This is a genomic window from Sediminitomix flava (genome assembly GCF_003149185.1).
In the GTDB taxonomy this organism is placed as follows: domain Bacteria; phylum Bacteroidota; class Bacteroidia; order Cytophagales; family Flammeovirgaceae; genus Sediminitomix; species Sediminitomix flava.
In genome coordinates, this window is sequence record NZ_QGDO01000007.1 from 187034 (window position 1) to 201245 (window position 14212).

9 protein-coding genes are annotated in these 14212 nt (G+C 33.7%); all 9 read left to right on the forward strand.

Going from position 1 to position 14212, the window contains the following annotated elements; all coding sequences use genetic code 11:
* The first annotated feature begins 104 nt into the window (after positions 1 to 104).
* Positions 105 to 1055: a DnaJ C-terminal domain-containing protein gene (locus BC781_RS21325; protein ID WP_109621740.1), complete on the forward strand. Its 951-nt coding sequence runs from the start codon at positions 105 to 107 to the stop codon at positions 1053 to 1055.
* 2 nt (positions 1056 to 1057) lie between these two features.
* Positions 1058 to 1375 carry a chaperone modulator CbpM gene (locus BC781_RS21330; RefSeq protein ID WP_109621742.1) on the forward strand — a complete coding sequence of 106 codons (318 nt, stop codon included), beginning with the start codon at positions 1058 to 1060 and terminating at the stop codon, positions 1373 to 1375.
* A 265-nt stretch (positions 1376 to 1640) separates the two neighbouring features.
* On the forward strand, positions 1641 to 3203 hold the full coding sequence (locus BC781_RS21335) for an amidohydrolase family protein (protein WP_158281548.1): 1563 nt from the start codon (positions 1641 to 1643) through the stop codon (positions 3201 to 3203).
* A 652-nt stretch (positions 3204 to 3855) separates the two neighbouring features.
* Positions 3856 to 9177 carry a PKD domain-containing protein gene (locus BC781_RS21340; protein WP_158281549.1) on the forward strand — a complete coding sequence of 1774 codons (5322 nt, stop codon included), beginning with the start codon at positions 3856 to 3858 and terminating at the stop codon, positions 9175 to 9177.
* A gap of 142 nt (positions 9178 to 9319) precedes the next feature.
* Positions 9320 to 10318, forward strand: a complete 999-nt coding sequence (locus BC781_RS21345; RefSeq protein WP_109621749.1) for a helix-turn-helix domain-containing protein — start codon at positions 9320 to 9322, stop codon at positions 10316 to 10318.
* Between the two features lie 231 nt (positions 10319 to 10549).
* Positions 10550 to 10759, forward strand: coding sequence for a hypothetical protein (locus BC781_RS25435; RefSeq protein ID WP_146201755.1), 210 nt, complete (start codon positions 10550 to 10552; stop codon positions 10757 to 10759).
* Positions 10760 to 11643: 884 nt separating this feature from the next.
* Entirely contained in the window at positions 11644 to 12753 is a 1110-nt protein-coding gene (locus BC781_RS21355) for a sulfotransferase family protein (protein ID WP_109621753.1), read from the forward strand.
* 35 nt (positions 12754 to 12788) lie between these two features.
* Positions 12789 to 13406, forward strand: a complete 618-nt coding sequence (locus tag BC781_RS21360; RefSeq protein WP_109621756.1) for a YtfJ family protein — start codon at positions 12789 to 12791, stop codon at positions 13404 to 13406.
* A gap of 45 nt (positions 13407 to 13451) precedes the next feature.
* Positions 13452 to 14198 (forward strand): hypothetical protein, encoded by a 747-nt coding sequence (locus BC781_RS21365; RefSeq protein WP_109621758.1) that lies wholly within the window; start codon positions 13452 to 13454, stop codon positions 14196 to 14198.
* Positions 14199 to 14212 lie beyond the last annotated feature (14 nt).

Below are 14212 nucleotides of genomic sequence, written 5' to 3' on the forward strand. Positions count from 1 at the left end.
TGCTGGATTTGAGGAAAACTATTAGGGCTTTGAATAGCTAGAAGTACAGTTTTGCCTGATTGTACTTCTAGTTTTTATTTCTAATAATTAAACGATCATACATTTTGGAAAATAAAGACTATTATCAAATACTTGGTGTAAGTAAAGATGCTACCTCAGACCAGATTAAAAAGAAATACAGAAAACTGGCAAGTAAATATCATCCTGATGTAAGTAAGGATAAAGATGCTGAACATAAATTCAAAGAAGTCGGAGAAGCATATGAAGTACTGAAAGATCCCGAAAAAAGGAAAGCATACGACCAATATGGTGAAAATTGGGAAACTGCAAAAGAGCAAGAACAGTATCAACAACAATATCACCAAAACCATGACTTTGGCGGGTTTTCACAAGGGGGCTTTGATTTTGGAGGAAGTGGTGATTTCAATGATATCTTTGAAAATCTATTTGGTGGTAGAGCTAATGCGCACTCCCAAAGAAGAAGTCATAAAGGAGAAGATATAAATGCTTCTATTACAATTCCTTTATCAGATGCTTACAAAAGTTCTACAAGGCAAATTACTTTTCAATCATCGTTTGTAGACAATAAAGGACGTATATCAAATAGACCTACTACGCTCAATGTGAAAATACCTACAGGTTTACACAATGGGAAAAAGATTAGACTTAAAGGAAAAGGAGAGCCGGGTTATAATGGGGGTGATTCAGGAGATCTATATTTAAAAGTAAATTATCAAGAAACGGAAAATTATCATGTAGAGGACGGTGATGTTTACATGAGTTTTCCTATCGCTCCATGGGAGGCTGCGCTTGGTGAATCTGTTTCTATCTCAATTCCAGATGGTAGCAATATTAAACTGAAAATTCCTAATGGAACTCAAAGTGGCAAAAAATTGAGACTAAAAGGGAAAGGTATTCCATCTCAAACACCAGGTGATCTTTATGTGATTTTGAAAGTCATAATACCATCTGCTGATGATGATAAAGTTAAAAAGGTGTATGAAGATATGAAGTCGCTAGATTTTAATCCACGTGAAAACTATAAAGCATTCTAATTATGAAATATGAAATTGTAAAAATAGTTGAAGCTCAAGTTGAGAACGATGAAAATAAGCTTTTAACCTTGCTTGATTTATGTAAGCATAGCCGTCTGAGCGAAACAGATGTGTTAGAATATATCAATGAGGGAATCATAGATTTTGAACCTACATCAACTAAGAGCATGAGATTTTCATATGAAACTTCTGAAAGAATTATGAAGGCAAACCGCCTTAAAAGAGATCTAGAACTAAACTTTTCAGGATTGTCTCTTGCGTTGCAGCTGTTGGATAAAATTGAAGACTTAGAGAATAGATTAAAAAGGTTTAGATACTAAAGCTTAATTAAATTTTTGATCTCACTTCAAAAGTATAGCTAAAGATGTTATATGTTCATCTAAAACCTGAAGCTATACTTTTTATTTTTTAGCCATTTAATATCGTGACTTTGCGTTGAATCATTTATAGCTTTTGATGTTGTTCTTTTTAGAGGTGTCTTGCTTGTTAAAAATATCAAATATAAGTTATGTGGCATCTATTGATTCGTGTGGGAATAAAAAATATACTTCACGATATTTCATGGTAAACATTAAATTTAACGCAATGAGAAAACTCAGAATTATAATTCTAGTATTCATTTTAGCTTGTTTTATTTATCCTAATGTTTTTGCTCAAGATTATGACATTGTGATTTTAAATGGACGTGTCATGGATCCTGAAACAAATCTAGATGCAACAAAAAATATCGGTATTAAGGATGGAAAAATTAGTGTAATTACTGATGATGAAATTGAAGGTAAAGAATCAATAGATGCGAAAGGACATGTCGTCTGTCCTGGATTTATTGATTTACATCAGCACATTGGAAGTATACCCTTTGGACAAAAACTCGCTTTACGAGATGGAGTAACAACTCCATTAGAATGTGAATTAGGGGCTTACCCATTATCATCATTCTATGATAAACTCGAAGGGAAATCCATTACCAATTATGGTGCAACTATTAGTCTTCCTTCTATTAGAGAAGAAGTGTTAAACCCAAAATACAAAAGTGATTATTTTACGATTCCTCTAGACATGCAAATACAAGATGAAAGCATGTTTCTTAAACTGGTTAATGTTGGAACCAAACCGAATAAAGAACAAAGAGAAAAAATATCCGAATTGCTTGAAAAAGGTTTAAAAGAAGGGGCGATAGGTATAGGTAATCCTGTAGGCTATCAGACGAAAGGGCAAACTTCTCTTGAAATGATTGCAGCACAGAAAATCGCGGCAAAATATGGGTTAGCGACTTTCTTACACGGACGATTTTCTAGTAATAATCCGCCCGAATCTGGAATTTTGAGTGTACAGGAAGCTATTGCGAATGTCGGTGTTTACGGAGGAGGTTTACTTATACAGCATATGCATCAACAAACTTTAGCGAATACCGATGAAGCCTTAGAATTTGTAGATGATGCTAGAAAAAATGGTCTCAAAGTACAAGTTGAGATCTATCCTTACAATAAAGGAGCGACCATTGTAGCTGCAGATTATTTAGTACCAGAAAATTATGGGCCAAATATGGGACATGATTATTCAGATATCATTGAACAAGCCAACATGAAACCTCTAACAAAGGAGCGTTATGAAGAATTGATGAAAACAAATCCTAAGGCAGGGGTCATATTTCTCGGAATAGATGATGAAGGTTTAAATAGATCTCTAGCTTTTCCTTCAACTTTTGTTGGTAGTGATGCATTTCCACTTGTGCATTCAGAAACAGGAGCTCTAGCTGAAGATTTTGATTTTCCATATGAAAAAGCACAAGGACACCCACGTGCATCAGGTACACATGCTCGTGTTCTTAAAATGGTTAGAGAAGATAATCTAGTGCCACTTATGTTGGCAATATCTAAGATGTCTTATATGCCAGCCAAGTTTATGCAAGAAAACGGAGTTGAACAAATGGCTAGAAAAGGTAGGATTCAGACAGGAATGGATGCTGATATTACCATTTTTGATCCTTCTACTGTTACTGATAACGCCACATTTGATCTTGGTAAAAATGGCTTGCCCTCAACAGGTATTCCTTATGTAATTGTAAATGGAGTGTTGGTTGTAAAAGATTCGAAAGTTTTGGACGGGCTTTACCCTGGTCAAGCTATTCGAAATAAAGTGGAATAGCATTTTTAGATTGTAATTTTAAAATTACTTAAGGCAGAAAAGGTCTTCAAAGGGCAGGTATGAAAATATCTGCCCTTCTTTTTTTCAAACATTCAAAAATATTAGCTCAATCAGAATTTGATTTAGAAGACTCAATACTCACTAATCATTCAGAATAAATTAGAATCAATAGAGAATTAGAGGTAAGAGACATTATTATTTGGAGCTAGTTACTTATTACTCATAACATCGTCCAAAAAGTAATTTTAGAAATGAGTGATACTATTTTAACGTATTGGTATGGGTTATTACCCCAACGAAACTTATAAGGGTAGTAGAGTATGAAATATGGAAAAAAATGTATTTATTAATGATATACACTGCGAAAACTAACTCTTTTAAGAATCTGTAAAATGAAATATGAATAAAGGAAAGAGTCTTTTTTAATACATCTATTTACTTATTAGCGAAGAATACACTCCACAAACACGAATAATTAAAAAGTTAAGATCAGATTGATTTATGTTATTATGGTTTACGCTCTATACTATGTGTGAATTCGAAACTCTTTAACTTTTAATTTTTTCTACAATGGAATTTCACTAAAACTATTTATTCACTGCAATTCAATTATTACCTCGTATTCATACCTCCAAAAACTAAAATGTCTTATATGAAACATTTTTTACTATTAATGCTGTCATTATTACTTATTAATTCAGCTAAAGCTGATATATGTGATGATGATTTATCAACTTTAGATTACAATACAATAATCACTGAATTTAAAACTGCTGATTACAATTGTGCTTCAAAAATCATTGTAGACCTGTATACAAATAGAACCAATGAAGTAAGTCTACTCAATGATCTGCTTACTATGGCATCTAATTTTGCATCTGCAGATACTGCACGTGCCAATGCAGTTTGGGCTCTAGGTACTTTTTATGGTTTAGAGTCCACAGAATCAGCTCATCTCTTGGTTAAGAATAATTATTCTTTGGTCTTGAATACTGTTAATACTGTAATCATGGATGACACAAAAGAAAATCCGATTGATTATGCGTTATGGGTGGTTGATTCTTATATGAATTTTGAGGACAGCATTGAGACTCGTATTGAAGAGCTAGCTTTTCGTGCGGACTTTTCATCACGCTTTAGGTTTAGGGTGATGCAAAGATGGTATCAGTATAAAATTGAAAAAGATACTGAACTAACAGCGCAAGATATGGATTGGCTCGCAGATGCATTAGTTCATGAAGATGAATGGGTTCGAGCTCAAGCAGCCTACAACATCGCGTCATTGGAACAATCGAAAGATTTAATCAATAATGCACTTTTTGACACTCTAAGACCAATTTTATTAGATAAGTATAATACTGATTCTAATCGAGATGTAGTCGCTTATTCAGCATGGGCTTTAGATGTATTTGATGGCTCTAACTATTGGAATGAATATAAAAATACTTTTGTTAACACCTATCTTACGACTTATTATGAGAAAGACTTTGTGAAAATTTACGCTGGTCTTCCATATGATCAATTAGAGCATTTTGCTGATATCATGATTGAACTGAATGAGTTCTATTCAGAGTTTATGGGCAGCGAATTCCAAACACCTGCAGATGCTGGAGAAACAAATGAGATTGCTTTGTATCTGTTCCCAAATCAAGAAACTTATAATTTCTACATGTCTAGCTATATCGGCTCTGGAGCTAATAACGGAGGTTTGTATATTGAGCAGAATAGTACACTTTATACTTACCAAAGAGATGCTGTTACGGCAGGACTATCAGTTGAAGAGTTAATTAAACATGAGTTTGGTCATTATCTAAATAATAAGTACATATTTAAAGGATTGTGGAATGATTGGGGTGCTTATGATGGTGTAGATATGGGCTTTCATACCGAACAAAAAGGTTGGGCAGATGAAGGACTTGCTGAATTTATGGCTGGATTGGAAACAGGTCATCAGAATGTATATGAAAGCTATCCGAGAGAAGGAATGTATAAAACATATTATTGTAATACACGAAACTCTTTAGCTGATTTGATCAATAGAAAAGTAGGTTACGATGATTTTAGTGGTTATTGGGATTATGAAGGAGGATATAGCTTTATGTACTTTATGGTCAATGAACATAAAGATATGTTGCTTGATATTCTAAAAAAGTTCAGAGATTCAGGTAAGTTTGGTAGTTATCAAACAGAACAGTTTGAAAGTTACATTCAACCTTATGGATACACGATAGCAACGCTTGAAGCTGAATGGCACGCTAAAATGGATGAGTGGTGTAATGGTGAATATTTAGTAGCTGATATTAGTATTAATAAAGAATTCCTTAAAACAGGAAATAAAGTAACTTATACCGATAATTCAGATCCAAGTACAGGTAATTCAATTACAAGTTGGGAATGGAAGTTTGAAGGTGGAATTCCTGAAAACTTTTCAGGTCAGAACCCTCCAGAAATTTTATATGCCGAGGAAGGTATTTTCTCAGCTACACTAAGCGTTACTGATAATTTAGGAAATACTGCTTCAAAGCTGCTCACGAATGCAATTAATGTGACAGCAAATGATGTGGTCATGCATAATGGATCAGAAACAGTATGCGATGCTTTCTTTTACGATCCGGGTTGGAAAAATGATTATGCCTTAGATGGAGCGTATGTTTTAACCCTTTACCCTGAAACTGGTCAAATGTTATCTGTAGAGTTTTTAGATTTCTTAGTAGAAGATATCGGGGCAGAAGGTGATATTTATGATTATTTGAGTATATACGACGGAACAAGCATTGATGCAGGCTTAATAGGTCAATACTATGGAAGTAACAATCCGGGAGTAGTTACAGCTACAAATGCAGAGGGTGCTTTAACCTTCAAATTTGTTTCTGATAAAGAAGGAATTGTGCGTTCGGGTTGGAAAGCTAGAGCAAGTTGTACCCCTGCAGCTCCATTTGCTGACTTTATTAGCTCTACTCTCAAAACAACAGTGAATGAATCTGTTAACTTCACTGATATTTCTAAGAATTCACCTTCATCATATTATTGGGAATTTGAAGGTGGAACTCCGTCTACTTCTACAGAAGTAAACCCAGTGATAAGTTATACCAATCCTGGGACTTATGAGGTTAAACTGACCGTAAGTAACACTACAGGCTCAAACACCGTTGTGAAGACTGATTTTATAACTATTTCTGAATTGGCTTTACCAATTGCAGATTTTGAGGCTAGTAATCTAAAAATTTCCTTAGGAGATGTAATTGATTTTAATGATTTAAGTGCTCCAAATGCAACAAGTTGGAATTGGACATTTGAAGGTGGTACTCCCGAGACATCAACCGAACAATACCCTAGAATCATTTATAACGAGGAAGGAGATTTTGATGTGAGCCTTACCGTAACCAATGCATTAGGTAGTACAACGGAGGTTAAAACAGCTCATATTACTGTTGTTAATGATTTGGTTTCTGAGTATTGTCAAGATGCAAAAAGTGCTTCAAGCTTTGAGATATATTACCCAATTACTAATGTTTCTTTAGGAGATATTAATAATTCATCTAGTCATTCAACGGAAGGATATAGCGATTATACGAACCTCTCAACAACACTCATACCAAACAACTCTTATGATTTATCAGTAAGCATTCAAGATTCTTATGAGTATATGAATGTAACTGCTTGGATTGATTGGAATCAAAATAATATCTTTGATACAGACGAAGTTGTGGCTCAATTCGACCCATCAAATCCGGCAGAATATAATCTTAATTTCACTGTACCACAATCAGCTACGATTGGAACTACAGTGATGAGAGTACGCACAAATTATAATACTTATGGTTATGCCTCTCCGTGTGGTAGTAGTTCCTATATTAGTGAAACAGAAGACTATTCAATTGTTGTAAGCAATGGATCAACTGTATTATTGCCACCGATAGCGGAATTTATAGCAGATAACACAAGTATTGCTTTAAATGATGACGTTACTTTTACAAATGTAACAGAAAGGAATGCAGATACTTATTATTGGGAGTTTGAAGGCGGAAGTCCAAGTATTAGTTATACAGAAAATCCTGTAGTGACTTATTCAGAGCCTGGTGCTTATAGTGTCAAGTTAATAGCTCGTAATAATGCAGGAAATGATATAGTAGAAAAATCAGATTATATCACAGTCAACGCCTCTACAAATACACCAATTGCAGCTTTCTCTTCTTCAGAGCAAGTTATTTCAGTGGGTACTACAGTTACTTTTGATAATACTTCACTTTATGGTGAAAGTTATAATTGGACATTTACAGGAGGTGATATAAGTAATAGTACTGAAGAAATGCCTTCTGTAACTTATAATCAGAAAGGTAAATATTCAGTTAATTTAGTTGTCGGAAATATACAAGGAACTGATACTCGTACAAGAACAGAATATATAAATGTAGTAGATTTCCCAACAGCAGCTTTTACAGCAAATTCTTTGGTAGCTTTTGTGGGTGATACGATTACGCTTCAAAGTCAAAGTATAGATGCTAGTTCTCAAAAGTGGTTTATACCTGGAGCATACACTACTGAAGCATCATTGTATGAAGAAAGTGTACTTGAAAATCCTAAAATCATCTATTCTCAACCGGGTAGTTATATGGTTAGACTAACAGCATTTAGTCAATTTGGAGAAGATGAATTAACGAGAAATAATTTTGTACAAATCTATTCTAATGATGATCTGGTTGTAGACTTTGATGCAGATATTCTAGAAGCAGGAATAAATGAAGAGATAACCTTTAGTGATTTATCTACTTCGAATATAGGTAGTATTACAGCTTATGAATGGAAGTTCTCGGGTCCTCAAGAATTTACTTCATATTCGGAACAACCAAAAGTTCGTTTTACTACATCAGGTCTTTATCAAGTTTCATTGAAAGTAACTACTGCTAATGGACTTCATAAAACGCTTACAAAAACTGACTTTATAAATATTACTGGCTTACCTGCTCCTTTTGCTAATTTCAATTCTGATAATACAGAAATTACAGTAGGTGACACGGTAAACTTTTATGATTTAAGTACAAATACAACAAATTGGAGCTGGACTTTTGAAGGTGGAACTCCTGCGGTTTCTTCTGCTCAGAATCCTGTAGTAACATATAACGAAGAAGGGATTTATGAAGTGAGCCTTACGGCATCAAACGCTTCTGGAAGTTCAACAGAAGTAAAGACAGCTTATATTGTTGTAGAAAGTAGAATAGCATCTGATCATTGTAAAGATGCTACAAGCCCCGCTAGTTTTGAAATATATTATCCGATTACAAATGTTAGTCTAGGAGATATTAATAATACAACAAGTCATTCTTCATTAGGATATGGTGATTATACAGGAATTTCTACAACTCTTATCCCAAATAACACTTATGATCTTTCAGTAACAGTCCAAGATAATTATGAATTCTTAAATGTAATTGCATGGATTGATTGGAATCTTAATAGTGTTTTTGATGCAAATGAAGTTGTTGCTCAGTTTGATCCATCAAATCCAGCGGTATATAGTATCAATTTTACAGTCCCTGCAAATGCTGTATTAGGCACAACTGTTCTACGTATTCGAACAAATTATAAAGGGTATGGTTTCGCATCACCGTGTGGGGCTAGTTCGTACATCAGTGAAACAGAAGACTATGGAATTGTAATCAGCAACTCCTCAGCGATGAGAGTTTCTAATACGACTGAAAGTCTAACTCCTAATTCAGTCGATTTATCAGATATTTTAGTTGTTTACCCGAATCCTATAGCTGATTTTATGAATATCAATTCTAATGGCTTACTAACTTCAGATGCACGTTTTAAAATAGTTAATCTTGATGCTAAAGTTTTAAAAACTGGAATCATTCGACAAGCAAATAAGGTTACTCGTGTTGATGTAAGTAATTTATCTTCAGGAGTGTATTTTATTCTCATAGAAACAGGTGATCACCAATATTATTCTGAAAAGCTTATTAAGAAATAATTCATCAGACAGACTTAATTAATTTTAGCCTAAGGAGTTTTTCTTCTTAGGCTTTTTTTCAATAAAAATCATCCTAAGTGACACCTATTGAACCTTTTCTTTCAGCTATCTTTTATCTGATTACAACCAGCTAATTCATCTAATGGCAGAAGAACAAAAGTACACCATAACAGGAAGTGAAAGTAATCCACATGAAGCTTATGAAAGAATAGCAGCGGAACACAATGGAAAGTGGGATGGGGAAGTTCTCCAAGTGGATATTGATTGGCTAAAATTTGAGATCATCTCTTTTTGTTACTTTCATGAAATGTATATCGCTTCTTGCCAATTGAAAACAGATCGAGTCTTTGTTTTAAATAATGAGCCTGGCGATGATGAGAAGCATTACATTGTCATTCGAATTGGGTATACTGGTTCTTTTTCTAAGAAAGATGCATCAAGAAGGTTTAATCATGACGGTGTGTTTATCTATAATTCAAACCAAGTGTTTAGCATGGAATATCCATTCCAAGTTCATAGTGAATGGGTGATTATCCGATTTCCATATGATGTTTTTAAAAAGATGGTAGGGGAAGAGGCTACAAAACTCAAAGCTTTATTTGAGGATGACGCTCCATGGTTTCAGTATTATTCCCTTGATCCCGAATTAGAGCGATATGTCAAAGAAATGGTTTCTTTTTCTCACAAAAAATCAAGAAGAAGAATGGCTTTTCTAGGACGTACCATGGATATTCTGGGTGCTCTTATTGAAAAAATGGAAGAAGACATACTTCATATTCCGCATACAAACATTCATCCTGAAGATTTGAAGACAATGGTTCTGTTGAAAGATCAAATCCTTTCAGATTTTTCAGTATTACCAAACTTACAAGAATTAAGTTTGGAGCTAGGCATGAGTGTATCAAAATTGAATAGGCTCTTTAAATCTGTATATAAGTTACCTGTCATTCAATTTTTCAATAAGCATAAAATAGAAGAGGTACATCGTCATATTCGTTATACAGATAAGAGTATGACTGAAATCGCGATTGATTTAGGTTTTAGTCATGTTGGGCATATGAGTAGAACTTTTAAAAGTCATTTTGGCTACGCTCCGTCACAACTCAGAAGTCCGTTACAGCAATCTGCAGGCTTAGGTTAATTTATAATATAATAGCTTAATTGGTCATTTTTTGATTGAGTAGATATTTAGAAAAACATAACTGCTCTACTATTTTTTCTCCTTTGACGAGAATGTGTAAACACATGAATGAAATGTGTAATACTTTTTTACGGCTACCTACCATCTTTGTGTCAAGATATTTGCAAAGAGAACAACAAATATCTTTATATACACATTTACATAATTAATGATATTACATTTAAGACCGCTATGTATATTACTTCCTTTGAAAAAGAAAAAGTCGTTTTAGACGATTCTGCTGAAACGCTATGCGTTTTTAAGTTTGTAGAACAAAGTGGTGAGGATTGTACCGTTACGATTTCTGCTCCAATAATCTTAGAAAAGACGAAAGTTTCTAAAAAATACATTTTACCTCAAGATGCTTTACTTGAAACAAATAATAATCTAGTTCAGCTATGAATTTCTCTAAAGTATATATTCAGTTTTTCTTAGTGCTAATAACCTTGATTATTGCCGTCTCTACAGAAGATATACAGAAAATTGGTGATCGAAATGCAAAACAAGTAAGTATTAGGTTAAATAGGAATCAAGAAAATCGAATTAACTAAATCATGTAACTGCTTGATTAAATTGTGTAACAAACTCGAATTTACAATTCCGATATTTGTAATATAAATAATACAGACAATTAGTAATGATGATCTAAAAATATTAGCAGTACCATTTCCGTTAGTTGATGAATAAAAATAAAGGGGGAGGCCTTTATTCAAATACCTTTCAAATAAAATATTTGCTCGGTTAAAAGATGTACAATGAAAGAAGTTTATCGCTAATGGAAGGTACTGTTATAGATTTCATTAAAAAATATATTTTGACGATATGATGCAACAAGCTAAACAGAATATGTAAAGCTTTAAAATTAGAATGTTGGATCTTTGTAATATGATAAATAGATAGAGATTAATTCTCGAAAAGATATAGATAAGATAGCCTATCAGAAGCATAGGCAAAAAGATATTTGTTTGTTATGTCGTGATGAGTCTGCTTTCTCTTTTTGTGAGAGGAATGCAAAATATGAGCAGTATCTATTCCGTTAGTTGATGTCATAAAAGTGAGTTAATGCCTAGACTTGTCCAATTTTAGGTTTAGTAAGTTAGTGAAATACGGAAACGGGATACACTTACAGACACCTAACGGATAGATCTGACTTAAGATGCATGACAAATGTAGAATGATTTATAAAACGATATAAACTGCAATTTCTATGACATAGGTATTCAAGTAAATATTCCGTTATTAGATAGTCACAAAATACAAACAAACAACATAATTTAGTATTCATTATGAGCAAAAAAGACTTCAAATTACCTGCTATGACTTCTCTAGCTGGAAGTCATTACCCAAACCTAAAACGTGTTATTAGAGGGAGAGACATCAGTCCTTCTCTAAGAAATAGATTACCCAAAACTAAAATGGTCAGTATGGTTGCTCAGCCATTTGCCCTTATTGAAGAACAGTTATATAAAAATAAAATATCGAACCTAGAACTGGAAAAGGAGCCTGTGTTTTTACTTGGACATTGGAGAAGTGGCACCACTCACTTACATAATATTATGTGTCAAGATAAACAGTTTGCTTATGTAGATACTTATCAAGGTGTTTTTCCAAACATTATGTTTTCGGGTTCAAAGGTTTTCAAGCCTTTTATGAAAGCCGCTATGCCTAAAAAAAGGGCAACAGATAATGTAGAATTAGGTGTTAATTTTCCACAAGAGGAAGAATTTGCTATTGGTAATATGAGCCCTCATAGCTTCTATAATTTTTGGTATTTCCCAAATGATGCATTAGAGTATTATCAGAAATATTTAATGTTCAATGATATCAAAGAAGAAGAATATGAAGAGTGGAAAGAGACCTATCAGAAGCTTGTAAAAAAGGCTATTCTGAATACTGGAGGTGAACGATTTATTTCAAAGAATCCCCCTCATACAAGTCGAGTAAAAGAGCTTTTAGATATTTATCCAAATGCTAAATTTGTCTTCTTATCTCGAAATCCCTACACTGTATTCGAATCTACTCGAAAGTTCTTTAAAGGAACCTTGGAAGGCATTAGTCTGCAAGAAATATCGGATGAGAAACTTGAAGAGAATATCTTAGAAATCTATAAAGGTATTCACCAAAAATATGAAGCTGAAAAGCATCTTATTCCAGAAGGAAATCTAGTGGAACTACGATTTGAAGATTTTGAAAAAGACCAACTTGGAATGCTTGAAAGCATTTATGATTCTCTTGGTTTAGATGGTTTTCAAGAAGCTCGTCCTGATTTCCAAAAATATATTGGAGAGAAAAAAGGATACAAAAAAAATAATTACCAATACAAACAAGATACAATTGAAAAAGTAGATAAACATTGGGGTTTTGCACTCGACCAATGGGATTATCGAAACGAATAATTCTTACTACATCAATTACCTAAATAAACAAACTCATGACATCGCACGACAAAAAGTTTTTATATATCATTCTTCTTATGCTTTGGGTTTCGACAGCCTTTGCACAAGAGAGAATTCAAGTAGGAGATTATGTTCAGAATACGGAAGTTAGGGACTCTAAGAATAACCCTGTAATGCTCCCATATTTTGGAGAAAAAACTATTATGATCTTCTATTCAGACCCTGATAGACCTAATCGAAATGAATACCTTGCCGAACGATTAAAGCAAGAAGAATTAAATGGTGATGACTTTTACGGTTTTGGAGTTGTCAACCTAAAAGATGCCCCTTTTTTTCCAAATGGTCTTGTTCGTTTTATGATCAGACGTGAAGAAAAAAAGAATGCTAAACACAACGTTAAGATTTACACAGACCCAGATCATCTGCTCAAAAATGCTTGGAATTTTGGAGATGTGAATGATCAGTTTGCAGTATCGGTCATTAGTAAAGAAGGCGAAGTTTTATTTTATCAGGAAAAAGAGCTGACAGAAAATGAAACAGAAGATTTCATTGTTTGGCTCAGAGATTACCTTGGCGTAAATGATGATGAAGGGGAAGAAGAAATTATCATCATTGAAGAAGAGGTCATCGAGATCGTTACTAATGACGATTAAACTAACAAAGAATATTTCTCAAAACTCATAATCCAAAATTAACAAATGCAATATATACATTCACTGATCTTGTTTACTGTGCTATTTGCATTCCAACAAAATGCATTAGCACAGAAACAAGAATCAAATCCCGAACCCGAAGAAAGGACTGTAGAAATGCCTAAGGCTTTTATTCATAAAGGAATGTGGCTAGTTGGGGGTAACTTTTCATACAGAACGAATACAAAGGAAGATTTCGATGTATTAGGAGGAATTTTAGGAGATACGAACTCCGATAAATATAGATTTAAGGTAAGTCCTTTTTTCGCATATTTTCTTAAAGATGATTTTGCGATTGGTGGACGTTTTGCCTATCAACGTGATAAATTATTAGGGAGTAGTGACCTTCTGTCTGATACACCTTATGAATATGATGAGCTTTCTCAAGAGGTAAGTGCAAAGTTATTTATCAGAAATTATTTGAGATTAGGGAAGTCTAACCGTTTTGCTCTCTTCAATGAAACGAGATTAGGTTATACTTATGGAGAAGGAAAGTCAATCACAACAGTAGATGGTGAAACCAATGGAATATTTTCAAGAACACATAAACTGAGTATTGGCGTTACGCCTGGTCTAGTTGCTTTTATAAATGATGTAGTAGCGCTTGAGGTATCCTTAGATGTTTTAGGTTTTAGTACCGAATGGGAAAATAGAGTAGAAAATAGAGTAGAGGAATCTAAAAGAACTGTCAGTAATGCAGATTTTAAACTCGATCTACTGAGCCTAAACCTAGGAATTGCTTTTTATTTCTAATCGATAACTATCAA

Excerpts from the sequence above, each read along its gene's own strand:
- BC781_RS21330 (WP_109621742.1), top strand. The coding sequence starts at position 1,058 with ATGAAATATGAAATTGTAAAAATAGTTGAAGCTCAAGTTGAGAACGAT.
- BC781_RS21335 (WP_158281548.1), top strand. The coding sequence starts at position 1,641 with ATGAGAAAACTCAGAATTATAATTCTAGTATTCATTTTAGCTTGTTTT.
- BC781_RS21340 (WP_158281549.1), top strand. The coding sequence starts at position 3,856 with ATGAAACATTTTTTACTATTAATGCTGTCATTATTACTTATTAATTCA.
- BC781_RS21345 (WP_109621749.1), top strand. The coding sequence starts at position 9,320 with ATGGCAGAAGAACAAAAGTACACCATAACAGGAAGTGAAAGTAATCCA.
- BC781_RS25435 (WP_146201755.1), top strand. The coding sequence starts at position 10,550 with ATGTATATTACTTCCTTTGAAAAAGAAAAAGTCGTTTTAGACGATTCT.
- BC781_RS21355 (WP_109621753.1), top strand. The coding sequence starts at position 11,644 with ATGAGCAAAAAAGACTTCAAATTACCTGCTATGACTTCTCTAGCTGGA.
- BC781_RS21360 (WP_109621756.1), top strand. The coding sequence starts at position 12,789 with ATGACATCGCACGACAAAAAGTTTTTATATATCATTCTTCTTATGCTT.
- BC781_RS21365 (WP_109621758.1), top strand. The coding sequence starts at position 13,452 with ATGCAATATATACATTCACTGATCTTGTTTACTGTGCTATTTGCATTC.